21 protein-coding genes and 1 tRNA gene are annotated in these 21,273 nt (G+C 70.4%); 12 read left to right on the top strand and 10 right to left on the bottom strand.

Annotated elements, in window-relative coordinates:
• Position 1: 1 nt before the first annotated feature.
• Entirely contained in the window at positions 2-1,378 is a 1,377-nt protein-coding gene (carA, locus tag GWK16_RS02915) for a glutamine-hydrolyzing carbamoyl-phosphate synthase small subunit (RefSeq protein WP_170052454.1), read from the bottom strand.
• 117 nt (positions 1,379-1,495) lie between these two features.
• Here carA and GWK16_RS02910 point away from each other — a divergent pair, with 117 nt between their 5' ends.
• From GWK16_RS02910 to GWK16_RS02900, 3 genes are read left to right on the top strand one after another with little or no spacing between them, the layout of a single operon-like run.
• Positions 1,496-1,948, top strand: a complete 453-nt coding sequence (locus GWK16_RS02910; RefSeq protein ID WP_168040861.1) for a GatB/YqeY domain-containing protein — start codon at positions 1,496-1,498, stop codon at positions 1,946-1,948.
• A 42-nt stretch (positions 1,949-1,990) separates the two neighbouring features.
• Complete coding sequence (locus tag GWK16_RS02905; RefSeq protein ID WP_170052453.1) at positions 1,991-2,452, top strand: DUF3592 domain-containing protein; 462 nt, start codon at positions 1,991-1,993, stop codon at positions 2,450-2,452.
• 57 nt (positions 2,453-2,509) lie between these two features.
• Positions 2,510-3,472 (top strand): Bug family tripartite tricarboxylate transporter substrate binding protein, encoded by a 963-nt coding sequence (locus GWK16_RS02900; protein WP_170052452.1) that lies wholly within the window; start codon positions 2,510-2,512, stop codon positions 3,470-3,472.
• A 42-nt stretch (positions 3,473-3,514) separates the two neighbouring features.
• Here the strand turns inward: GWK16_RS02900 and GWK16_RS02895 are convergent, their stop codons facing one another.
• Positions 3,515-3,733: a DUF3126 family protein gene (locus GWK16_RS02895; protein ID WP_168040864.1), complete on the bottom strand. Its 219-nt coding sequence runs from the start codon at positions 3,731-3,733 to the stop codon at positions 3,515-3,517.
• A gap of 96 nt (positions 3,734-3,829) precedes the next feature.
• Between GWK16_RS02895 and dnaG the strand changes: the two genes are divergently transcribed.
• The 3 genes from dnaG (at position 3,830) to GWK16_RS02880 (ending at position 8,243) form a co-directional block, all read left to right on the top strand.
• Positions 3,830-5,626 (top strand): DNA primase, encoded by a 1,797-nt coding sequence (gene dnaG / locus GWK16_RS02890; RefSeq protein WP_170052451.1) that lies wholly within the window; start codon positions 3,830-3,832, stop codon positions 5,624-5,626.
• 71 nt (positions 5,627-5,697) lie between these two features.
• A complete protein-coding gene (gene rpoD, locus GWK16_RS02885) occupies positions 5,698-7,620 on the top strand; it encodes an RNA polymerase sigma factor RpoD (RefSeq protein ID WP_170052450.1) in 1,923 nt (640 codons plus the stop codon).
• Positions 7,621-7,679: 59 nt separating this feature from the next.
• Positions 7,680-8,243, top strand: a complete 564-nt coding sequence (locus GWK16_RS02880; RefSeq protein WP_170052449.1) for a GNAT family N-acetyltransferase — start codon at positions 7,680-7,682, stop codon at positions 8,241-8,243.
• Between the two features lie 76 nt (positions 8,244-8,319).
• On the opposite strand, the gene GWK16_RS02875 is transcribed toward GWK16_RS02880, so the two are convergent.
• Together GWK16_RS02875 and ppa are read right to left on the bottom strand one after the other, a co-directional pair.
• Entirely contained in the window at positions 8,320-10,440 is a 2,121-nt protein-coding gene (locus tag GWK16_RS02875; RefSeq protein WP_211187034.1) for a sodium-translocating pyrophosphatase, read from the bottom strand.
• 306 nt (positions 10,441-10,746) lie between these two features.
• On the bottom strand, positions 10,747-11,274 hold the full coding sequence (gene ppa, locus GWK16_RS02870; RefSeq protein ID WP_170052447.1) for an inorganic diphosphatase: 528 nt from the start codon (positions 11,272-11,274) through the stop codon (positions 10,747-10,749).
• A 112-nt stretch (positions 11,275-11,386) separates the two neighbouring features.
• On the opposite strand from ppa, the gene GWK16_RS02865 reads away from it, so the two are divergent.
• From GWK16_RS02865 to GWK16_RS02850, 4 genes are all read left to right on the top strand, one after another.
• Complete coding sequence (locus GWK16_RS02865; RefSeq protein ID WP_170052446.1) at positions 11,387-12,649, top strand: M20/M25/M40 family metallo-hydrolase; 1,263 nt, start codon at positions 11,387-11,389, stop codon at positions 12,647-12,649.
• Positions 12,650-12,667: 18 nt separating this feature from the next.
• Complete coding sequence (locus GWK16_RS02860) at positions 12,668-13,969, top strand: SDR family oxidoreductase (RefSeq protein ID WP_170052445.1); 1,302 nt, start codon at positions 12,668-12,670, stop codon at positions 13,967-13,969.
• A 2-nt stretch (positions 13,970-13,971) separates the two neighbouring features.
• Positions 13,972-14,442: a DUF2269 family protein gene (locus GWK16_RS02855; RefSeq protein ID WP_338144381.1), complete on the top strand. Its 471-nt coding sequence runs from the start codon at positions 13,972-13,974 to the stop codon at positions 14,440-14,442.
• 46 nt (positions 14,443-14,488) lie between these two features.
• A tRNA-Ile gene (locus GWK16_RS02850) sits at positions 14,489-14,561 on the top strand.
• 38 nt (positions 14,562-14,599) lie between these two features.
• Here the strand turns inward: GWK16_RS02850 and GWK16_RS02845 are convergent.
• The 3 genes from GWK16_RS02845 to GWK16_RS02835 form a co-directional block, all read right to left on the bottom strand.
• Positions 14,600-14,851, bottom strand: a complete 252-nt coding sequence (locus GWK16_RS02845; RefSeq protein ID WP_170052444.1) for a hypothetical protein — start codon at positions 14,849-14,851, stop codon at positions 14,600-14,602.
• A gap of 87 nt (positions 14,852-14,938) precedes the next feature.
• Positions 14,939-16,225, bottom strand: a complete 1,287-nt coding sequence (locus GWK16_RS02840) for an MFS transporter (RefSeq protein WP_170052443.1) — start codon at positions 16,223-16,225, stop codon at positions 14,939-14,941.
• A gap of 20 nt (positions 16,226-16,245) precedes the next feature.
• A complete protein-coding gene (locus GWK16_RS02835; RefSeq protein WP_170052442.1) occupies positions 16,246-16,671 on the bottom strand; it encodes a MarR family winged helix-turn-helix transcriptional regulator in 426 nt (141 codons plus the stop codon).
• Between the two features lie 110 nt (positions 16,672-16,781).
• Here GWK16_RS02835 and ettA point away from each other — a divergent pair, with 110 nt between their 5' ends.
• Both ettA and GWK16_RS02825 read left to right on the top strand, forming a co-directional pair.
• The gene (gene ettA, locus GWK16_RS02830; RefSeq protein ID WP_170052441.1) at positions 16,782-18,461 is read left to right on the top strand and encodes an energy-dependent translational throttle protein EttA; all 1,680 of its coding nucleotides are present in this window, start codon (positions 16,782-16,784) and stop codon (positions 18,459-18,461) included.
• Between the two features lie 97 nt (positions 18,462-18,558).
• Positions 18,559-19,083, top strand: coding sequence for a GNAT family N-acetyltransferase (locus GWK16_RS02825; protein WP_170052440.1), 525 nt, complete (start codon positions 18,559-18,561; stop codon positions 19,081-19,083).
• A gap of 127 nt (positions 19,084-19,210) precedes the next feature.
• Here the strand turns inward: GWK16_RS02825 and GWK16_RS02820 are convergent, their stop codons facing one another.
• The 3 genes from GWK16_RS02820 to GWK16_RS02810 all read right to left on the bottom strand — a co-directional run bounded on the left by GWK16_RS02820 (position 19,211) and on the right by GWK16_RS02810 (position 21,241).
• Complete coding sequence (locus GWK16_RS02820) at positions 19,211-19,663, bottom strand: hypothetical protein (RefSeq protein ID WP_170052439.1); 453 nt, start codon at positions 19,661-19,663, stop codon at positions 19,211-19,213.
• 82 nt (positions 19,664-19,745) lie between these two features.
• Positions 19,746-20,378: an MlaC/ttg2D family ABC transporter substrate-binding protein gene (locus tag GWK16_RS02815; RefSeq protein ID WP_170052438.1), complete on the bottom strand. Its 633-nt coding sequence runs from the start codon at positions 20,376-20,378 to the stop codon at positions 19,746-19,748.
• 35 nt (positions 20,379-20,413) lie between these two features.
• A complete protein-coding gene (locus GWK16_RS02810) occupies positions 20,414-21,241 on the bottom strand; it encodes an MlaA family lipoprotein (protein ID WP_170052437.1) in 828 nt (275 codons plus the stop codon).
• Between the last annotated feature and the right edge of the window lie 32 nt (positions 21,242-21,273).

Raw genomic sequence — 21,273 nt, 5'->3', positions numbered from 1 at the left:
TTCAGGCGCCGGCCTTGTGCGCCTCGATCATCTCCACGAAGCGGTGGAAGAGGTAGTGGCTGTCGGACGGCCCCGGGCTCGCCTCGGGGTGGTACTGCACCGAGAAGGCCGGGCGGTCGGTCGCCGCGATGCCCTCATTGGTGCCGTCGAACAGCGAGACATGCGTGACCGTGGCGTTCGCGGGCAGGGTCTTGGGGTCCACCGCGAAGCCGTGGTTCTGGCTGGTGATCTCGACCTTGCCGGTGGTGAGGTCCTTCACCGGCTGGTTCGCGCCGCGATGCCCGCGCGCGAGCTTGTAGGTCTTCGCCCCCAGCGAGAGCGCCAGCAGCTGGTGGCCGAGGCAGATGCCGAAGACCGGCAGTTTCGTCTCGAGCACGCCCTGGATCGCCGGGATGGCGTATTCTCCGGTCGCCGCGGGGTCGCCGGGGCCGTTCGAGAGGAACACGCCGTCCGGCTTGTGGACGAGGATCTCCTCGGCGGTCGCCGTCGCCGGCACCACCACGACCTCGCAGCCGGCGGAGGCCAGGCAGCGCAGGATGTTGCGCTTCGCGCCGTAGTCGACCGCGACGACCTTGTGCTTCGGCGCGGTCTGTCGGCCGAAGCCCTCCGGCCAGGCCCATTCCGTCTCGTCCCAGGCGAAGGTCTGGCGGCAGGTGACCTCCTTCGCGAGGTCCATGCCTTCGAGCCCCGGCCAGGCCGCCGCCTGCGCCTTGAGCGCGGCGATGTCGAAGCGCCCGTCGGCCTGGTGGCAGATGACGCCGTTCGGCGCGCCTGCGTCGCGGATGCGCGTCGTGAGAGCGCGCGTGTCGATGCCGGCGAGCCCCGGGATGCCGTGCGACGTCAGCCAGGCGTCGAGATGCTTCGTCGACCGCCAGTTGGCCGGCTCGGTCACGTCCTGCTTGACGATCAGGCCGCGCGCGGCGGGGGTGATCGTCTCGATGTCCTCGGCATTGGTGCCGACATTGCCGATATGCGGGAAGGTGAAGGTGACGACCTGCCCGGCATAGGACGGGTCGGTCAGCGTCTCCTGATAGCCAGTCATGCCGGTGTTGAAGCAGATCTCGCCGGCCTTGGCGGTCTCGGCGCCGAAGCCTCGGCCCCAGAAGATCGTCCCGTCGGCCAGCACCAGGCAGCCCGTGGCGCCGTCAGGGGGGGTCTCGGCAGAGGCCATGGTCGGCTCCGTCTTCTGGGTTTCCGTGGGCGCGCCGGGAAGGTCGGACAAAGCGAGGCCGGTGGCGGCCAGGACGGCGGGCCAGTGCTTGGCCGGGATGGCCTTGGCCTGGCGCCATTTGCGGATGGCCTCGGTGCCGACGCCGCAACGGGTCGCTGCCGCCTCGGGGCCGCCGAGCAGGCTGATGATCTCTTCCACGGTGCGCATGGCCCCCTGATACCGGGAAGTGATTTCCCAGGGCAAGGTGAATCCCGTGACTGGGAAATTTCCTCCCAGACGATCGGCGCGCTATAGGGGTGCCCGATCAGACCGAGGATCCCCGCCATGTCGCTGCGCGACCGTTTCATGGATGAGCTCAAGACCGCGATGCGCGCCGGCGACAGCGCCCGCGTGTCCACCCTGCGCATGATCCAGGCCAAGCTGAAGGACACCGACATCGCCGCCCGCCCGGGTCCGCCGGTGGACGAGGCCGGGATCGTCGCGATGCTGCGCGGCATGGCGAAGTCGCGGGCAGAATCGGTCGCGCTGTACCGCCAAGGCGGGCGCGAGGAACTGGCCGCGAAGGAGGAAGCCGAGATCGCGGTGATCGACAGCTTCCTGCCCCAGCAGATGGACGAGGCCGCGATGGCCGCCGCCGTGGACGCCGCCGTGGCCGAGACCGGCGCCGCCTCGATCAAGGACATGGGCAAGGTCATGGCGGCGCTGAAGGGCAAGTATGCGGCCGTGCTGGACATGGCCAAGGCCGGGCCGATGGTGAAGGCGCGCCTCGGCGGCTGACTCCCGTTGTCGGCGGCTTCGGCCGGGGGGTAGGCTCGCGGCATGGCCGCGCCAGCCCCCGCGCCGAAGCGCGACACGTCGCGCTGGGTCTTCCTCGCCTTCTTCGCGGGGCTCGGCGCGCTGTTCGGCTATTTCGCCTGGTCGCAGGCCTCGGGCCATCTCGCCCTGACGTCCCGCGGCCAGCGGGCCGAGGCGACCATCCTGCGCTACGAGGAAGTCCGCGGTCGGCGCAGCACCAGCTGGTATCCGGTCTTGCAGTTCGCCACCGCCGACGGGCGGAAGGTCGAGGCGACCTCGGGCGTTTCGGCCGATCCCGCGGCGCTGCCGCGTGGCCGGCGACTTCCGGTCCTTTACGATCCGGCCGATCCGTCGAATGTCCGCCCGGCGGCGGCGGTCGAGGCCGGGATGGGCGTGACGCCCTGGATCCTGGGTGGGATGGCGGTGCTGATGTTCGCCGGCGCCGCCGTCTTCCTGCTGCCGCCGCGCCCCGCCGCGCAAGGCTGAGGCTTCGCAGCGGCCCATGGCCGCGCCATGCTCCGGACAAGATTCGCGGAGGAAACGATGCGCCGCCTGATCTTTGGCCTCGCCGCGGCGCTCCTCGCCGCGCCCGTCGGCGCGCAGCCGGCCTATCCGGATCGGCCGGTCCGCATGGTCATTCCCTTCGCGCCGGGCGGTGCGGCCGATGTCGTCGGCCGCATCGTGGCACAGGGCATGAGCGAGGATCTCGGGCAATCCGTCGTCGTCGAGAACCGTGGCGGCAGCGGCGGGGTCATCGGGTCGCAGGCGGCGCTGCAATCGCCCCCCGACGGCTACACCATCGTCCTGCACACGCTGTCCTCAGGCGTGATGAATGCCGGGCTCTACAGCAACATGCCCTTCGACTTGCGCCGGGCTTTCGCGCCGGTGGGCCTGGTCGGCACCGTGCCCAACATCGTCGTGGTGAACCCCCGCCTGCAGGCGCAGACTCTGCAGGAGCTCATCGCCCTGGTCCGTGCCAATCCCGGGCGCATCACCTATGCCAGCTCGGGGCCGGGAACCATCGTCCACCTCTCGGGGCAGATGCTGGCGAACATGATCGGCGCACCGATGGTGCACGTGCCCTATCGCGGCTCGGGGCCGGCCTTGAACGACTTGGTCGCGGGAACGGTGGACGTGATGGTGGACACGCTGCCGCCCTACGTCGCGCTGGTGCGCGAAGGCCGGGTGCGGGCCCTGGCCATGGCCACGCGCAGCCGCAGCGCCGCCCTGCCGGACGTCCCCACGGCGGAGGAAGGCGGGCTGCCGGGCTACGAGACCTACAACTGGCACGCCATCTTCGTTGCGAGCGGTACCCCGGCGCCCATCGTGGCGCGGTTGGAACGCGCGCTGCGCAACGCGATCGCGTCGCCCACGACGCGCGGCCGCCTGGTCGAGCTGGGCGTCGAGCCGCGCGGCACCGGGGCGGCGGACCTCGAGGCGTTCTGGGACGATCAGTTCCGGATCTGGATCCCGATCATCCGGGCCTCGGGCGCGACGGCCAACTGACCGCGCGCCATGGCGGGGGAGGCCATGCCTCCCCCGGCCGGCTCAGTTCGGCATCTCGAGGTCTTCGGAGAGCACGACGATCTGGATGGCGTAGGAGACTTCGCCGTCCTCCGCGTCGCGGTGGACCGTGCCGATGAACTCGTCGCCGACCTTGAGCTCGACGGAACCGCCCTTGCGCTCGGGGGGCATGACGGCGATGCGGTTGTTGCCGAAGAGGCGGCGGAGATGCGCCTGCACGGCGGCGCGTTCGGCCGGGGTCATGAGAATTGCCTGTCCTTGTCCGGAAAGGCGCGCTGATAGCCCCGGCAGGCAGGGCGCGCAAATAGCATCCTGGTGCGCTATGAGAGCCGACCCGCCATGGCCCTTCCCCCCGCCTTCCTCGACGAGTTGCGCGCCCGCACGCCCCTCCCTTCCCTGATCGGGCGGAAGACGCGGCTGGCGAAGTCTGGGCGCAACTGGAAGGGCTGCTGCCCCTTCCATGGCGAGAAGACGCCGTCCTTCTACGTCTACGACGACCACTTCCACTGCTTCGGCTGCGGCGCCCATGGGGACGCCATCACCTTCGTCATGCGCGCCGAGGGCGCCTCCTTCCCCGAGGCGGTCGAGCGCCTGGCCGCCGAGGCGGGCATGGAGGTGCCCAAGCCCACCCCGCAGGAGGCCGCGCGGGACCGCCGCTCGCGGGACCTGCACGCCGTCATGGCGGCGGCGGCCGAGGCCTATCACCGCCGGCTGTTCCTGCCCGAAGGACGGCCGGCGCTGGACTACCTGCTGCGCCGGCGGCTCAGCGAGGAGACGATCCGCGCCTTCATGCTGGGCTGGGCGCCCTCCGGCCGTGGGGCCATCGCGGCCGACCTGCGCGGGGAGGGCGTGACCGAGGACCAGCTGGTCGAGGCCGGCCTTGTTCGCCCCGGCGAGGCCGGGGAGCCGCCGCGCGACTTCTTCTATGCCCGCGTGATGTTCCCCATCCGCGACCGGCGCGGGCGCGTCATCGCCTTCGGCGGCCGTATCCTCGGCGATGGCCAGCCGAAATACGTGAACAGCCCGGAGACGCCGCTGTTCCGCAAGCGGATGGGGCTCTATGGCCTCGACCTGGCGCGGGAAGGCGCCTTCCGCGGCGGCGCCGTGGTGGCCGTCGAAGGCTACATGGACGTCATCGCCCTCCACCAGGCGGGCTTCACGGGGGCGGTCGCGCCGCTCGGCACGGCGCTGACGCCCGAACAGCTCGAGGAACTCTGGCGGATCAGCCCCGAGCCGGTGCTCTGCTTCGATGGCGATGCCGCCGGCGCGCGGGCAGCCGCCCGGGCGGCCGAGACCGCCCTGCCGCTCATCACGACCGAACGCACCCTGCGCTTCGCGACGCTGCCCTCGGGCGAGGATCCCGACACGCTGGTCGCCAAGGGCGGACCGGCGGCCTTCCAGGCGGTGCTCGATGCCGCCCTGCCGATGTCCGAGGCGCTGTTCGGCCTGGTTGCCGGCGGCCGGCCCGCCACCACCCCGGAACAGCGCGCCGCGTTGCGGAACCGCCTGACCGGCGCGGCCGGGGTGATCGCCGACAAGGCGCTGGCGGCGGAATATCGGCGGGTGTTGCTCGATCGCTTCTTCGCCTCGTCCCGCCTGCCGCAGGGCGGGCGTCCGACGGTGCGGCGACCCGCCCGCCCGGCCATCCTGGAAGGCCCGGTCCGCGCGGAACGGGCGCGAATGCTCTTCGCGATCCTGCTGCGCCACCCCTGGATGCTGCCCCAGGTGGAGGAGGCGATCGGCCTGCTCGACCTGCCCGATGGGCCGTCCGCGCACCTGCGGGCCGCGATTCTCGCATGGCATGGCACCGCGGAACGGCTTGACTCGGAAGGGTTGATCGCCCACCTCGCGGAATGCGGACTGGAGGATGCCGTCGCCTGGGCCCTGGTGCCCGCCGGTCTCCCCCTCGCGGCACGGGCCGAGGCCCTGCCCGGGGAGGTCGAGGAAGGCTTCTGGCACTTCTTCCTCCGCCTGCGTGGCGAGGCGGACTTGATCGAGGACCAGCAGGAAGCCCGGCGGATCCTGGCCGAGACGAATGATCCCGCGGCCCAGCGCCGGCTGATCCTGCTGACGGAGGCGCTGGACGCCGTCCGTCGCGGGGAGAATACCGCGGGGGCGTCAGGCGACGCCGCATAGGGTAGAGGCACTTTTTTTCGGGCATCCGGTCACACGGGTGCCCGAAACCGTTGGACGGAGCGACAGAGCGCATGGCGAGCAAGGCGGCGGCAGGGGCTGAGACGGTCGAGACGCGGGACGAGCAGGTCGAGGGCCTGCTGCTGGATACCCAGTCCGCGGCCGTGAAGAAGCTCATCGCCCGCGGCAAGGAGCGCGGCTACGTCACCGTCGACGAGCTGAACGCCGCCCTGCCGTCCGAACAGGTCTCCTCCGAGATGATCGAGGACACCATGGCGATGCTGAGCGAAGCCGGCATCAACGTGGTCGAGAACGAGGAGACCGAGGACGGCGAGGCCGCCAAGCCCGTGGCCAAGGCCGAGGGCGAGGAGGACGAGGAGTCCGGCGGCAATGTCGACGAGGAGAGCCTCGGCCGTACCGACGACCCGGTCCGCATGTACCTGCGCGAGATGGGCAGCGTCGAGCTGCTGTCGCGCGAGGGCGAGATCGCGATCGCCAAGCGCATCGAGGCCGGCCGCGACATGATGATCGGCGGGCTCTGCGAGAGCCCGCTGACCTTCCAGGCGATCCTGCGCTGGCACGAGGCGGTGAAGGCGACCCCGCCGCGCATGCTGCTGCGCGACGTCATCGACCTCGAGGCCACGCAATCCGCCGGCAACCCCGATGGCGGCCCGACCGACGCCGCCGCCGAGGAGGAGTTCGAGGAGGGCGAGGAAGGCGAGGGCATGGGCCTGTCGCTCTCCGCGCTCGAGGAGAAGCTGAAGCCCGAGGTGCTCGCGAACTTCGCCGAGATCGAGAGCCTCTACGGCAAGCTGCAGAAGCTCTCCTCCAAGCGCATGGAGGCCTACACCTCGGGCGAGGAGCTCGCCGGGCGCGGCGAGAAGACCTACGAGAAGCAGCGCCGCGACCTGATCGCGCTGGTCGAGAAGGTCCATCTCCACAACAACCGCATCGAGGAGCTGGTCGACCAGCTCAAGGGCCTCAACCGCAAGCTGACCGTGCTCGAGGGCCAGGTGCTGCGCCTTGCCGAGAGCCAGAAGGTCAAGCGCGAGGAGTTCCTGCAGCACTGGCGCGGGGCCGAGCTGGACCCCGCTTGGCTCGACCGCGTCGGCGCCCTGCCGGGCAAGGGCTGGAAGGCCTTCGTCCTCAAGCATTCGGCCGAGGTCGAGGCGATCCGCAGCCGCATCACCGAGGTGGCGAACACCACCGGCCTGCCGATCGGCGAGTTCAAGCGCGTCTACGCGACGGTCAGCCGCGGCGAGCGCGACATGACCCAGGCGAAGAAGGAGATGATCGAGGCCAACCTCCGCCTCGTGATCTCCATCGCCAAGAAGTACACGAACCGCGGCCTGCAGTTCCTGGACCTGATCCAGGAGGGCAACATCGGCCTGATGAAGGCGGTCGATAAGTTCGAATACCGCCGCGGCTACAAGTTCTCGACCTACGCGACCTGGTGGATCCGCCAGGCGATCACGCGTTCCATCGCCGACCAGGCGCGGACCATCCGCATCCCGGTCCACATGATCGAGACGATCAACAAGCTGGTCCGCACCTCACGCCAGATGCTGCACGAGATCGGCCGCGAGCCGCAGCCCGAGGAACTCGCCGAGAAGCTCGGCATGCCGCTCGAGAAGGTGCGGAAGGTGCTGAAGATCGCGAAGGAGCCGATCTCCCTCGAGACGCCGATCGGCGACGAGGAGGACAGCCACCTCGGCGACTTCATCGAGGACAAGAACGCGGTCATCCCGCTCGACGCCGCGATCCAGTCCAACCTGCGCGAGGCGACGACCCGCGTGCTGGCATCGCTCACGCCGCGCGAGGAGCGCGTGCTGCGCATGCGCTTCGGCATCGGCATGAATACCGACCACACGCTCGAGGAAGTCGGCCAGCAGTTCAACGTCACGCGCGAACGTATCCGCCAGATCGAGGCGAAAGCCCTGCGCAAGCTGAAGCACCCCTCGCGGTCGCGGAAGCTGCGCTCCTTCCTCGACAACTGAGTTGACCGTCGCCCGGCGGCCCCGCGAGAGTCGCGGGGCGGGGAGGGAGGCGATCGCGCATGGCTGAACCGGTGCAGCAGGTGACGGTGGACGTCACCTTTCTCCGCATGGATGCCCCGCCGGCCGAGCCGGCCCGGCCGTTGCCGGGGCATGTGCGGGTGGACCGGGCGCTGCATTGCTCGGTGCCCTTCTACCGCTACCTCTATGACACGGTGGGCGAGCCCTGGCTGTGGTGGATGCGGCGCACCGCGTCCGACGCCGAGCTCGCGGCGCTGCTGTCGCTGCCCGCGGTCTCGATCCATGTGCTGGTGAAGGACGGCGAGCCGGCAGGGTTCTACGAGCTCGACCGGCGCCATCCGCAGGTGGTGAACCTCGCCTATTTCGGGCTGATGCCCTGGGCGATCGGGACGGGGCTGGGCCGGGCCTTCCTGCGCCACGCGGTGGACACCGCCTGGGCGGCGGGGCGGGCGGCGGTGACGGTGAACACCTGCACGGCGGACCATCCCCGCGCGCTGCCGGCCTATGTCGCGGCGGGGTTCGAGCGGCTGCGGACGGTGCGGGAGGTCTGGCCGGTGCCGACGCGGCTCGGGCTCAAGGTGCCGGCGCATCTGGCGCAGGGCTGAGGCCCGTCGCCGCGGCACATGAAAAAGGCCGGCGGATCGCTCCGCCGGCCTTTCTCGTTGGCGCCGGACGGCGCGGTCAGGAATGCGCCAGCATCGCGAGCAGCAGCAGCGCCACGATGTTGGTGATCTTGATCATCGGGTTCACCGCAGGGCCCGCGGTGTCCTTGTACGGGTCGCCGACGGTGTCGCCGGTCACCGCCGCCTTGTGGGCGTCGGACCCCTTGCCGCCATGGTGGCCGTCCTCGATGTACTTCTTGGCGTTGTCCCAGGCGCCGCCGCCGGTCGTCATGGAAACCGCGACGAAGAAGCCGTTGACGATGACGCCGAGCAGCATGGCGCCGAGGGCTGCGAAGGCCTGCGCCTTGCCCGCGATCGCCTGGATGCCGAAGTAGATCACCAGCGGGGAGAGCACCGGCAGCAGCGAGGGGATGATCATCTCCTTGATCGCCGCCTTGGTCAGCATGTCCACCGCGCGGCCGTAGTCCGGCTTCTCGGTGCCCTGCATGATCCCCGGCTTCTCGCGGAACTGGCGCCGCACTTCCTCGACCACCGACATCGCCGCGCGGCCGACCGCCGTCATCGCCATGCCGCCGAACAGGTAGGGCAGCAGGCCGCCGAAGAGCAGCCCGACGACGACGTAGGGATTGGCCAGCGAGAAGTCGACCGCGGTGACGCCCTGGAAGTAGGGGTAGGTCGCCGCATTGGTGATGAAGTAGGTCAGGTCCTGCGTATAGGCCGCGAACAGCACCACCGCGCCGAGCGCGGCCGAGCCGATGGCATAGCCCTTGGTCACCGCCTTGGTGGTGTTGCCCACCGCGTCGAGCGCGTCGGTGGTCTGGCGGATCTCCTTGGGCAGGCCCGCCATCTCGGCGATGCCGCCGGCGTTGTCCGTGACCGGGCCGAAGGCGTCGAGCGCGACTACCATGCCGGCCAGCGCCAGCATCGTGGTGACCGCGATGGCGATGCCGTACAGGCCGGCCAGGCCATAGGCCATCAGGATGCCGAAGATGATGACCAGCGCCGGCAGGGCGGTGGATTCCATCGACACGGCGAGGCCGCGGATCACGTTGGTGCCGTGGCCGGTCACCGAGGATTCCGCGATCGCCTTCACCGGGCGGAAGTTGGTGCCGGTGTAGTACTCGGTGATCCAGATGATGAGGCCGGTCACCGCCAGGCCGATCACGCCGCACAGGAACAGCGAGAAGGCGCTGAAGGTCGCCCCCGCGGCGGTCGCCGTGCCGAAGCCGAAGATCAGGTAGGTCAGCGGCAGCAGGGCCACCAGCGACAGCGCGCCGGTCACCGCGAAGCCGCGATACATCGCCCCCATGATCGAGTTGTTTGCCGGCAGCTTCACGAAGTAGGTGCCCGCGATGGAGGTCACGACGCAGACGGCGCCGATGGCGAGCGGATAGATCATGCCCGCGCGCAGGAAGTCCGTGCCGGCGAAGGCGATCGCCGCCAGCACCATCGTGGCCACCATGGTGACCGCATAGGTCTCGAACAGGTCGGCGGCCATGCCGGCGCAGTCGCCGACATTGTCGCCCACATTGTCGGCGATGGTCGCCGGGTTGCGGGGGTCGTCCTCGGGGATGCCCGCTTCGACCTTGCCGACCATGTCACCGCCGACATCCGCACCCTTGGTGAAGATGCCGCCGCCGAGACGGGCGAAGATCGAGATCAGCGAGGCGCCGAAGCCGAGGGCCACCAGCGCGTCGATCACCAGCCGGTCGTTCGGCGCGTTGCCGCCGATCACCACCAGCAGGAAGAAGTAGACGGCCACGCCCAGCAGCGCGAGGCCTGCCACCAGCATGCCGGTGATCGCGCCCGACTTGAACGCGACGTCGAGGCCGCCGGCGAGCGAGCCGATCGCCGCCTGCGCCGTGCGCAGGTTCGCGCGCACCGACACGTTCATGCCGATGAAGCCGGCCACGCCCGACAGCACCGCACCCAGCAGGAACCCGATCGCCACCGCGATGCCGAGCCGCCAGGCGACGAGGACGAAGAGCACCGCGCCGACGATCGCAATCGTCGTGTACTGGCGCTTGAGGTAAGCGGACGCGCCTTCCTGGATCGCCTTCGCGATCTCCTGCATGCGCTCGGTGCCCGGATCGCGCGAGAGCACGTCCCTGGCGGTGATGACGCCGTAGGCGATGGACAACGCCCCCAGCGCGATCACGAGGATCAGCCAAACGGTCAACAAGTTGTGGACTCCCCCTGGAAAAAAGCGCGGTCCGCGCCGCTCAGGCCCGTCTTGTGCAGGCGGCGGGAAGGCTAGAGGGGGAAGGGGAGGGCGCGCAACCGGCCCCGGAGGGGCGGTGCCCCTCCGAATGGCCGAAATGCGCCCCGGAACCGCATATGCTGGGGTGCCGGACCGGGCAGCGGTGGCTACCCGGCCTTGAATAGTGGTCGAGGGCCGGCGGTTTCAGGCACGACGCGGTGTGGGCCCCGCGGCCCCAGGCGGAACGCTCCAGACGGGGAGGGGCGGACCGCTGCCCGCGACGCCTTACTTCTTCGCGCGGGCGATGGCGTCCCGGATCAGCTTGCGGGCTTCGTCGGCCCCGCCCCAGCCCAGGACCTTCACCCACTTGCCGGGTTCGAGGTCCTTGTAGTGCTCGAAGAAGTGCTGGATCTGCTGCAGGGTGATCTGCGGCAGGTCCGTGTGGTTCTTCACATGGGCGTAGCGCTGGGTGAGCTTCGGGGTCGGGACGGCGATGATCTTCTCGTCCCCGCCGCCGTCATCCTCCATCTTCAGCACGCCGACCGGGCGGACGTTGATCACCGCGCCCGGAATGATCGGGCGGGTGTTCGCCACCAGCACGTCGATCGGGTCGCCGTCCTCGGACAGGGTGTGGGGGACGAAGCCGTAATTCCCCGGATAGCGCATCGGCGTGTAGAGGAAGCGGTCGACGAAGAGCGTGCCGGCCTCCTTGTCCATCTCGTACTTGATGGGCTCGCCGCCGACCGGGACCTCGACGATCACGTTCACGTCCTCGGGCGGGTTCTTGCCGATCGGGATGGCGTCGATGCGCATGGACTGGCACTCCAGGTAGGGTCGGCGCGGCTGGTAGCAGAGTGCAGGCCCCGGGCCAATCGCAGTGCAGCATGGCTTGCGCCCCGGCGGCGGCCCGCCCAGGCTTCCGGACATGCCGAACCCCGCTGACGCCCGCGCCGCCTTCGCCGCCGCCGCCCATGCCCGGGCGCCGGAGGTGACCGCCCTGACCCGCCGGCTGATGGCCGTGCCGTCGCCCAACCCGCCCGGCGATGTCCGCGCCTGCGCCGAGGTGGCGGCGGCGCTGCTGCGGGAGCTCGCCCCGGACGCCGAGGTGTCCCTGCACGCGGCTTCGTCCGAGGTCACCAACGTCGTCGCGCGAATGTCCGGGGCGCGGCCGGGGCGGGTGCTCGCCTTCAACGGTCACCTCGACACCTATCCGGTGAACGAGACGCTCCCCTGGACCGTGGACCCGCTGGCCGGCGCGGTGCGCGAGGGCCGGCTCTATGGCCGGGGCGCAGCCGACATGAAGGGCGGCATCGCGGCGTCGCTCCTCGCCTTCGCCCTCCTCGCGCAACACCGCGCGGCCTGGCGGGGAGAGGCGATCCTGACGCTGGCGGGGGACGAGGAATCGATGGGGCCGCTCGGGACCAAATGGCTGCTGGACAACGTCCCGGGCCTCGCCTCGGCCGAGGGCGTGATCATCGGCGATGCCGGAAGCCCACGTGTGCTGCGGTTCGGGGAGAAGGGATTCCTCTGGATCGAGGTGGAGGCCGCCGGGCGCGCCGCCCACGGCGCGCATGTGCACCTGGGCGACAATGCGATCGATCGGTTGCGGGCGGCGCTCGATTCCGTGGCGGGACTCGCTGCGCTCCCGGTCGCCGCGCCGCCGGCTGTCACGGCGGCGATCGCCGCGGCGCAGGGCATCAGCGAACCGCTGGCCGGAGCAGGGGAGGCGCGGGTGCTCGGCGCCGTCACGGTGAACATCGGGCGCGTCGAGGGCGGCACGGCGCCGAATCTGGTGCCGGCCTCGGCGCGCGCGTCCTGCGACATCAGGCTCCCGGTCGGCGTCACCTGCGCCGATGCGGAGGCCGCCCTGCACCGCGGACTGGACGGCCTGCCGGGCATCTCCTGGCGTATCCTGCGCCGGTTCGAACCGAATCACACCGACCCGGCCGCCGACATCGTCCGACGGACCCATGCGGCCGCGGAAGACGTGCTCGGCTGTGCGGTCGCGGTGAACATGCGGGTCGGCGGCTCCGATGCGCGCTGGTTCCGCATGGCGGGGCTTCCGACCGTGGTTTACGGCCCGACGCCACACAACATGGGCGGCGCCGACGAGTGGGCGGACATCGCGGAACTGGAGGCGGTGGCGCGCGTCCATGCGCTCGCCGCGTTTGATTTTCTCCGGGGCTGAGGCGGCGGCAGCGGCGCGATGCGAATCCTCGTCCTCGGCGCCTATGGCCTGATCGGGGCGACCGTGGCGGAACGCCTGGCGGGGGCAGGCCACACGGTGACCGGCTTCGGGCGCCAGGTCGGAGCCGCGGCCTTGGCACGCCCGCACATCGCCTGGATCGCCGGCGATATCGCCGCCCTCACGCAGCCCGCGGACTGGGCCCCGGTGATTGCGGGGATGGAGGTGGTGGTGAATTGCGCCGGCGCGCTCCAGGACGGCCTCCGCGACGACGTGCAGGCCGTGCAGGACACCGCGATGCGCGCGCTGTGGCAGGCCTGCGCGGCCTCCGGCGTCCGAAGGGTGATCCAGGTCTCGGCGGCGGGCGCCGCCCCCGATGCCCCGACCCTTTTCATGCGGAGCAAGGCGGCGGCGGACGCCGCACTGGCCGGGCAGGACCTCGATTGGGTCGTCCTGCGGCCCGGCCTGGTCTGGGCGCCGACCGCGTACGGCGCGACCGCATTGCTGCGCGCCTTGGCCGCCTGGCCGCGGCGCCTGCCCCTCCCTCTGCCCCTGGCCGGCGCGCGCGTGCAGACCATCGGCGTGGAGGACCTTGCCGACGCCGTGCTGGATGCCGCCGAGGGGCGCGTCGCCGCTCGCGCCACCTACGACCTCGTCGAAGCGGAGAGCCACAGCCTGGCCGGCATCGTGACGGCCCTGCGCGCCTGGTCCGGCCGGCCCGCGGCGCGCATCGTGCCGGCGCATTCCTCGCTCGCACGGATCGTGGGTCGAGCCTGCGACCTGCTCGGCCGCCTCGGCTGGCGCGCTCCCCTCCGCAGCACCGCGATCGTGGAACTCGCGCGGGGGGTGCGCGGGGATCCCAAGGCATGGCTGGCGGCTGGCGGGCGGCCCGTCAGGGCGTTCGCCGAGACGCTGCGGCGCGGCCCCGCCACCCTGCAGGACCGCTGGTTCGGCGGGCTATGGCTCATGCGGCCGTTGCTGATCGCGGTCCTGGCGGGCTTCTGGTGCGCCTCGGGGGCGATCGCGCTGGCTCAGCCCGGTGCGGCAGCGGCGGTGCTGGTCGCGCGCGGGATGTCCGAGGCCTCTGCGCTGTCCGTGGTGCTGGGTGGCGCCGTGCTGGACGTCGCATTGGGGAGCCTCGTGCTGCTGCGCCGGACCATGCCGTTCGCCGCGCGCGGCATGGTCCTGACGAGCCTCGCCTATCTGGTGGGCGGGACGATCGTGGCGCCGGATCTCTGGGCCGATCCGTCCGGACCGCTGATGAAGGTCGTGCCGGCCATGCTGCCGGCGGCCATGCTGCTGGCCCTGGCCGACGAGCGCTGAGCGTGGCGGTCGACATCCTGCGGTGGCTGCACGTCATCGGCGCGGCGGTGCTGCTGGGCACGGGCGCGGGGATCGCGTTCTTCATGCTCATGGCGCATCGCACCCGCGACGCCGCGCTGGTGGCCCATGTCGCGGCGACGGTGGTGCTGGCCGACACGCTGTTCACGGCCACGGCCGTGGTGCTGCAGCCCGTGACCGGCGCGCTGCTCGCGCGGGAGAGCGGCTGGAGCCTGGGCGAGCCCTGGATCCTCCTGTCGCTGGGCCTCTATGTCCTGACAGGTGTCTTCTGGCTGCCGGTGGTGGTGATCCAATTGCGGCTGCGCGACCTTGCTCGCGCCGCGGCAGCCGACCGCATGCCACTGCCGGAGGGATACCAGCGGCTGTTCCGCATCTGGTTCGCCTGCGGCATTCCCGCCTTCGCAGCCGTGTTGGCGATCTTCTGGCTGATGCTCAGCCGGCCCGCTCTCTGGTAGCGGCATTTGATTTCCTGCGGCGCTAAAGGCAATCAGGCGACGTCGTGGGCCTGTAGCTCAATGGTCAGAGCGGACCGCTCATAACGGTTTGGTTGCAGGTTCGAGTCCTGCCGGGCCCATGACCTCTGCCCGTAGGCGGGCAGGATGAGCGCAGAGGTCAGCGCGACCGTCTCAGCAGCATCACGACCCCGAGCAGCAAGGCCCCTGCCGCCCAGAGCACCAGCAGCGCCCCCAGCCCGAGGCCGGTGCCCACCAGGGTGCCGGTCCGCACGCTGTCCGATTCGGCGCCGGCGTATTGCCGGACCGCATCCGCGAAGCTCACCAGGAACCAGACGCCCATCGCGGCATTGAAGACGAGGAACAGGCGTCGCAGCAGGCGTGGGCGTGACGGGGCGGCTCGGGTGTCCATCGGGTGCTCCGGGCGATCCTGCCCTTGTGTGGACCGCCCGCGGCCCGGCGCCGAGGAAATGCTTCGCCGCCCCGCCGCCCCGCCGCCTCACGCCGTGGAGGCCGTCGCCGTCGGCGGCAGCGGCCGCCGCGCGCCGAGGGCCAGCACCGCGGCCACCAGGCAGGCCGCGCCCGCCAGGTAGAAGGCCGGCAGGTAGGAGGCCAGCACGTCGCGGCTCAACCCACCGAGGCCCGCGGCCAGCGCGGCGCCGAGCTGGTGCGCGGTGAAGACCCAGCCGAAGACGATCGGCGCCTTCTCCCGCCCGAAGGCCGCGCCGGCGAGCTTCACCGTCGGCGGCACCGTCGCCACCCAGTCGAGCCCGTAGAACACCGCGAAGAAGGCGAGGCCGTAGAGGCTGAAGCTCGAGGACGGCAGCCACAGCAGGGACAGCCCGCGCAGCCCGTAATACCAGAACAGCAGCTTGCGGTTGTCGTAGCGGTCCGACAGCCAGCCCGACCCGATCGTGCCCATGAAGTCGAACACGCCGATCAGCGCGAGCACCGAGGCCGCCTGCACCTCCGCCATGCCGAAATCGGCGCAGAGCGGGATGAAATGCGTCTGGATCAGCCCGTTGGTGGACAGGCCGCAGATCATGAAGGTGACGAACAGGATCCAGAAGACGCGGGTCTGCGCGGCCTCGGCCAGCACGGCGAAGGCGGTGCGGACGGGGTTGGCGCCCGGCGGCGGCGGCGGGGCGACGCGATCCTCGCCATAGGCCGGCAGGCCGAGTTCCGACGGGTGGTTGCGACCGAACAGGACCATCAGCAGCGCCGCGACGGCGCAGGCGGCGAGGCCCGGCAGGATGGCGACGCGCCAGCCCTCGTTCTGTGCCAGCCAGGCGCCCAGCGGCAGGAAGGCGAGCTGCCCCGTGGCGTTCGCCGCGGTCAGGAAGCCCAGCACCAGCCCGCGCCGCGCGACGAACCAGCGGTTCGCCACCGTGGCGCCGAGCACCATCGCCGTCATGCCGGTGCCGACGCCGGTGATCGCACCCCAGTAGAGCCAGAGCTCCCACACCCGCGTCATGTTCATCGACAGCAGGAGGCCGGCCGCGACGACTGTGAGCGCGATGGCGACCATCCGCCGCAGCCCGTAGCGCTGCAGCAGCGCGGCGGCGAAGGGCGCCATCAGCCCGAACAGCAGCAGCCGCAGCGCCAGCGCGCCCGAGATGGCGGAGATGTCCCACCCCGTCTCCCGCTGCAGCGGCAGCATCAGCGCGCCGAGCACGCCCAGCGCCCCGGCCGAGGACACGGCGATGAGGAAGGTCAGGGCGACCATCACCCAGCCGTAATGGATGCCGCGGCGGGCAAGGGCGGCGGCAAGCGGAGCGGCGAACATCGCGGGCGGTCCTTCCGGGATCAGGCGAGGTCGGTGACGAGGAGTTCGGCCAGCAGCACGCGCAGCGCCTGGGTGCGTTCGGGGCCGAAGCTGGCCTCGAGATCCGCCTGGGCCGCTCGCCAGAGCGGCCGCGCGGCGGTGAGCCGTGCCTCGCCCTCGGGCGTGAGGCTGAGGAGACGGCTGCGGCGGTCATTCGGGTCGGGGCCGATGGCCAGCAGGCCTTCGCGTTCGAGGGGCTGGAGATTCCGGCCCAGCGTCGTGCGATCCATCGCCATGATGGCGGCGAAGGCGCCGAGGGCGATCGGCCCCCGCGCGGCGAGGCGGGCGAGCAGGGCGTATTGGCCGATGTTCAGCCGGACCGCGGTGAGCCGCCGGTCATAGAACTGCGTCAGATGGCGCGTCGCCTTGCGCAGGCCATGACAGGTGCAGCGGTCCGTCGGGAGCATGGGCGATTAAATAAGTGCATATACGCATAATGCAAGCGCCAGCCTTGGCGCAGGGGGCGGTGCGCCTTAGAACCCGGGGCAACCCTCTCCCTTCGCAGGTTCCCCGCCCCATGGCCGCCTACCAGTACGTCTACGTGATGAAAGACCTCACCAAGTCCTATCCGGGCGGGCGTGAGATCTTCAAAGGCATCACCCTGTCCTTCCTGCCCGGCGTGAAGATCGGCGTGCTCGGCCCGAACGGCGCCGGCAAGTCCACGCTGATGCGCATCATGGCCGGCCAGGACAAGGAATTCGGCGGCGAGGCCTGGGCCGCCGAGGGCGTGCGCGTCGGCTACCTGTCCCAGGAACCGGAGCTCGACCCGAACCTGACCGTCGGCGAGAACGTCCGCGCCGCCTTCGCCGACCTGAACGGCTGGCTGCTCCGCTTCAACGAGATCTCCGAGAAGTTCGCCGAGGAGATGTCGGAAGACGAGATGAACACCCTGCTCGCCGAGCAGGCGGAGCTTCAGGAAAAGATCGACGCCGCGAATGGCTGGGAGATCGACCGCCAGGTCGAGATCGCCCTCGACGCGCTGCGCTGCCCGCCGCCGGATGCGGCGGTGACCAACCTCTCGGGCGGCGAGCGGCGCCGCGTGGCGCTCTGCCGCCTGCTGCTCGAGAAGCCGGACATGCTGCTGCTCGACGAACCGACCAACCACCTCGACGCCGAGAGCGTGGCCTGGCTGGAGCGGACGCTGAAGGATTATGCGGGCACGGTGCTGATCGTCACCCACGACCGCTACTTCCTCGACAACGTCACCTCCTGGATCCTCGAGGTCGATCGCGGCCGGGGCATTCCTTACGAGGGCAACTACTCCACGTATCTGGAGCAGAAGCGCAAGCGCATGGCGCAGGAGGAGCGCGAGGAGAGCGCCCGCCAGCGGCAGCTCGCCGAGGAACGGGACTGGATCGGCCGCTCGCCCTCGGCCCGCCAGGCCAAGTCCAAGGCCCGCATCGCGGCCTATGAGGACCTGCTGCGCGCGAGTCAGGAGAAGGCGCCGGATCCGACCGAGATCGTCATCCCGCCGGCCCCGCGCCTGGGCAACACCGTCATCACGGCGGAGAACCTCTCCAAGGGCTTCGGCGACCGGCTGCTGATCGACAACCTCTCCTTCAAGCTGCCGCCGGGCGGCATCGTCGGCGTCATCGGCCCGAACGGCGCCGGCAAGACCACGCTGTTCAAGATGATCATGGGGCGCGAGACGCCGGATGGCGGCTCGCTGACCGTGGGCGAGAGCGTGCAGCTCGGCTATGTGGACCAGAGCCGCGACAGCCTCGATGACAACAAGTCCGTCTGGCAGGAAATCTCGGGCGGCGACGACGTCATCACCATCGGCAAGCGGTCGGTGCCCTCGCGCGCCTATGTGGCGGCCTTCAACTTCAAGGGTGGCGATCAGCAGAAGCGGGTCGGCTCGCTCTCGGGCGGCGAGCGCAACCGCGTCCACCTCGCGAAGATGCTGAAGAAGGAGCACAACGTGCTCCTGCTCGACGAACCGACCAACGACCTCGACGTGGAAACGCTGCGGGCGCTGGAGAACGCGCTGATGGAATTCGCCGGCTGCGCGGTCATCATCTCGCACGATCGCTTCTTCCTCGATCGTCTCGCGACGCACATCCTCGCCTTCGAGGGCGACAGCCACGTCGAGTGGTTCGAGGGGAATTTCGAGGCCTACGAAGAGGACAAGCGACGTCGACTCGGCGACGCGGCCACCGACCCTCATCGGATCAAGTACAAGCCTCTCGCACGGTAAGGTCGGGGGAGAGAACTCCCCCGAACCCCCTCCTTTTCCTGTCTGTCAGCAAGGTGGGCTGGACGCGACGCAGCCGGCCCCCCGGCGGAGGCCTCACATGAGCGCGGCCATGAACGCATTGCGTTCGAGCCGGATCGTCACGACCGAAAGGCTGATGATGATTCCGCCCGGCAAGGAGAACCTGCCGGACCTCGTTCGCCTCAAGGGCGATGAGCGCGTCTTCGGCTGGATGCTGCACGGCGTGCGGTCGGCGGAGCGCGCGGCCGAGGAACTCGAGGACGACATCGATTTCTGGGAGGTGCGCGGCTACGGCACCTGGTGCGTCTTCGAACGCGGGAGCGGCGCCTTCCTGGGCATCTGCGGCTTCATGGAACGCCCGGACGGGCGGGGCGTCGCGCTGCGCTACGCGCTGTGGCCCGAATGCCGGGGTCGGGGGTACGCGCGGGAAGCGGCACGGGCCTCGCTCGCCTTCGGACACCGTGCGGGCCTGAAGCGCATCATCGCGGTGGCGCGGGACGAGAACGTCGCCTCCCGCGCCGTGCTGACGGATATCGGCATGACCCTGGCCAGCGAGTTCCGCAACCAGGGCCACCGGATGCTGCTGTTCGAAAGCCGCGGCTGACGCCGGGCACCCATCGAGCGCGGCACGTCGCCCCCGCCTCGGGCCGCGAACGCCCTCGAACCGTCAGCCGGCGCCAAATCCGCGCAGGCGTGCAATCCAGGCCCGCTGCGGGCCTGGTGCCCGCGGCCTAGTCCAAGCTCTGCGGCCAGCCGATGAAGATGCCGACATCCCCCGGCATGCCTCCGGGAAAGTCGATGATGCGGGCCGAGAAGGTGAAGCCGCCGGCCTTCAGCTCCGTCTCCCACCAATGGTAGATCTTGTGGAAGACGCCCGGCAGCGTGTCCTGCCAGCCTTCGAGGTGATTGTTGATGCGCCGCCCGCCATCGGCGCAAAGGCTGGAGGGGAACTTGATGAGCATCAGTTCCCGTTCGCCGGCCGCGAAGGCGCGGCGAATGCGCGCCAGGGCGCGCTCGCGGTCCTCATCGGTGATCTCGTAGGTCTGCACACGTTCGGAGAAGGCCGCGAGCTCGGCCTTCTTGTGCGCCTCGACCTCCTTCTCCTCGGCTTCCCGCCGGGCGGCGGCCGCCGCCTTGGCAGCGAAAAGGTCACGCAGATTGAGCGACGGTGTCCGCTCGGCCATCGGTCCAGTCTCCGTTCCGACTACGCCGGCAGAATATTCACTCTCGAACGCTCGATGTCTTGATCCGCGTCAAGTCCGACGGTCAGCCCCGGCCCTCCCGGGCCGCGAGCTGGGTGATCTGGTTGCGCATGGCGTCGAGCAGGGAGGCCACGCGCCCGCCATTGCGTTGGATCACCGCGGAGTATTCCGACCGGGTCGTCAGCCGCAGGGAGGTACCCTCGGCGATGACATCCACAACTCTAGGTTGACCTCCGATCTCGCTGACCCGCCAATCGAGCGAGAAGGGCGGTGTGCTCGGCCGCTCGACGATGGTGTTGACCAGGGCGTCCTCCTCGGTCCGCTGCTGGCTGCGACCGAGGGAGAACTTGACCCCGCGGTACTCGCCGAAGCGCGCCGAAAGGTTGCGCACGATGATGTCATCGAACAGCCGATTGTATTCGGTCAATTCGGCGGGGCTCGCCTGCCGGACGTAGCGGCCCAGGATGAACCGCCCGGTCCCCTCGATATCGATGGTCCGGCGCAGGATCTGAGCGACCTTGTCCCTACGGGCATTGAGGTCGAGGCGCGGATCGTTGATCGCCGTGACCAGGTCGTTGCCGGCGGTTTGGATGAAGGTGGTCGCCCGGTTCAGGTCCATCTCGGCCCAGCCGGCCTGGGGCAGGGCGAGGACGGCAGCGGCGAAGAAGGGCGACGACAGGAGAAGGCGGCGATTCATGGGCGTCATATGGGATCTCTGCCGAGGATTCCGAGTCACCGGGCGGGAGTCTGGGCGGGCGCCGGTTCCGGTTGCGTCACGCCCTGGCCGAAGCCGGTCACGCCGGACGGACCGACAACGCGGCCGCGGTCCTCTTCGTTGCGGATCTCGTAGCCGCGGCGTTGGCGATAGGCGGACCGCAGCGTGGAATAGGGATCGAGGGAGGTCGCGCGGAGCTGGTCGATCGGCTCGAGCAGCGCCTCACGCGTGTCGACCACGGTCAGCCCGAGCCGGCTCCAGCCCGCCACGTCGACCAGGATTCCCTGCCCGAGCCAGGTCAGGGGGTTGAACACGAAGTCGACGCCCTGGCCGGCCACGTCCCGCGGGGAGGACGGCCCGAGCAGGGGGACGAACATGTAGAAGCCTTCCCCGGCCCCCCACACGGCGAGCGTCTGGCCGAAATCCTCCGAATGGCCGGGCACGCCCCAGTCCCGCGCGACGTCGAGCAGACCGCCGAGGCCGAGGGTGGAATTGACCATGAAGCGCGCGAGCGTCACCCGGGCCCGGCTGATGTTCCCCTGCAACAGGTCGTTGGCCAGGATGACGGGGGAGCGCAGGTTGCCGAGCAGGTTCCGGATGCCCGTGCGCACCGGCTGGGGCAGGACGTCGCGGTAGGCCTCGGTGATCGGCTGGAGGACCGCGCGGTCGATCGCCTCGTGCACCTCGAACATCACGCGGTTGGTCGGCTCGAAGGGGTCGTTGGCTTCGCGGTACTCGGCGAGGCCCTCGGGGTCGTCTTCGCCGGGCCGGGTCGCGCAGGCGTTCAACGCCAAGGCGAGGGCGAGCGCGCAGAGGCCAAGTCGGTGAACGGGGGTGCGGGGCATCGCGCCGGAATACAGCCTTCGGTCCAGGCTTG

It is taken from the genome of Neoroseomonas marina (assembly GCF_012927745.1).
In the GTDB taxonomy this organism is placed as follows: domain Bacteria; phylum Pseudomonadota; class Alphaproteobacteria; order Acetobacterales; family Acetobacteraceae; genus Neoroseomonas; species Neoroseomonas marina.
This window is presented reverse-complemented; position numbering and strand designations above follow the sequence as displayed.

Bases quoted from the DNA above. Each gene is read 5' to 3' on its own strand.
- rpoD (WP_170052450.1), top strand. From the start codon at position 5,698: ATGGCGAGCAAGGCGGCGGCAGGGGCTGAGACGGTCGAGACGCGGGAC.
- GWK16_RS02840 (WP_170052443.1), bottom strand. From the start codon at position 16,225: ATGTTCGCCGCTCCGCTTGCCGCCGCCCTTGCCCGCCGCGGCATCCAT.
- GWK16_RS02815 (WP_170052438.1), bottom strand. From the start codon at position 20,378: ATGAATCGCCGCCTTCTCCTGTCGTCGCCCTTCTTCGCCGCTGCCGTC.
- GWK16_RS02900 (WP_170052452.1), top strand. From the start codon at position 2,510: ATGCGCCGCCTGATCTTTGGCCTCGCCGCGGCGCTCCTCGCCGCGCCC.
- GWK16_RS02860 (WP_170052445.1), top strand. From the start codon at position 12,668: ATGCGAATCCTCGTCCTCGGCGCCTATGGCCTGATCGGGGCGACCGTG.
- GWK16_RS02910 (WP_168040861.1), top strand. From the start codon at position 1,496: ATGTCGCTGCGCGACCGTTTCATGGATGAGCTCAAGACCGCGATGCGC.
- GWK16_RS02845 (WP_170052444.1), bottom strand. From the start codon at position 14,851: ATGGACACCCGAGCCGCCCCGTCACGCCCACGCCTGCTGCGACGCCTG.
- GWK16_RS02820 (WP_170052439.1), bottom strand. From the start codon at position 19,663: ATGGCCGAGCGGACACCGTCGCTCAATCTGCGTGACCTTTTCGCTGCC.
- GWK16_RS02865 (WP_170052446.1), top strand. From the start codon at position 11,387: ATGCCGAACCCCGCTGACGCCCGCGCCGCCTTCGCCGCCGCCGCCCAT.
- GWK16_RS02905 (WP_170052453.1), top strand. From the start codon at position 1,991: ATGGCCGCGCCAGCCCCCGCGCCGAAGCGCGACACGTCGCGCTGGGTC.
- GWK16_RS02825 (WP_170052440.1), top strand. From the start codon at position 18,559: ATGAGCGCGGCCATGAACGCATTGCGTTCGAGCCGGATCGTCACGACC.
- dnaG (WP_170052451.1), top strand. From the start codon at position 3,830: ATGGCCCTTCCCCCCGCCTTCCTCGACGAGTTGCGCGCCCGCACGCCC.
- GWK16_RS02835 (WP_170052442.1), bottom strand. From the start codon at position 16,671: ATGCTCCCGACGGACCGCTGCACCTGTCATGGCCTGCGCAAGGCGACG.
- GWK16_RS02880 (WP_170052449.1), top strand. From the start codon at position 7,680: ATGGCTGAACCGGTGCAGCAGGTGACGGTGGACGTCACCTTTCTCCGC.
- ppa (WP_170052447.1), bottom strand. From the start codon at position 11,274: ATGCGCATCGACGCCATCCCGATCGGCAAGAACCCGCCCGAGGACGTG.
- GWK16_RS02810 (WP_170052437.1), bottom strand. From the start codon at position 21,241: ATGCCCCGCACCCCCGTTCACCGACTTGGCCTCTGCGCGCTCGCCCTC.
- ettA (WP_170052441.1), top strand. From the start codon at position 16,782: ATGGCCGCCTACCAGTACGTCTACGTGATGAAAGACCTCACCAAGTCC.
- GWK16_RS02895 (WP_168040864.1), bottom strand. From the start codon at position 3,733: ATGACCCCGGCCGAACGCGCCGCCGTGCAGGCGCATCTCCGCCGCCTC.
- carA (WP_170052454.1), bottom strand. From the start codon at position 1,378: ATGCGCACCGTGGAAGAGATCATCAGCCTGCTCGGCGGCCCCGAGGCG.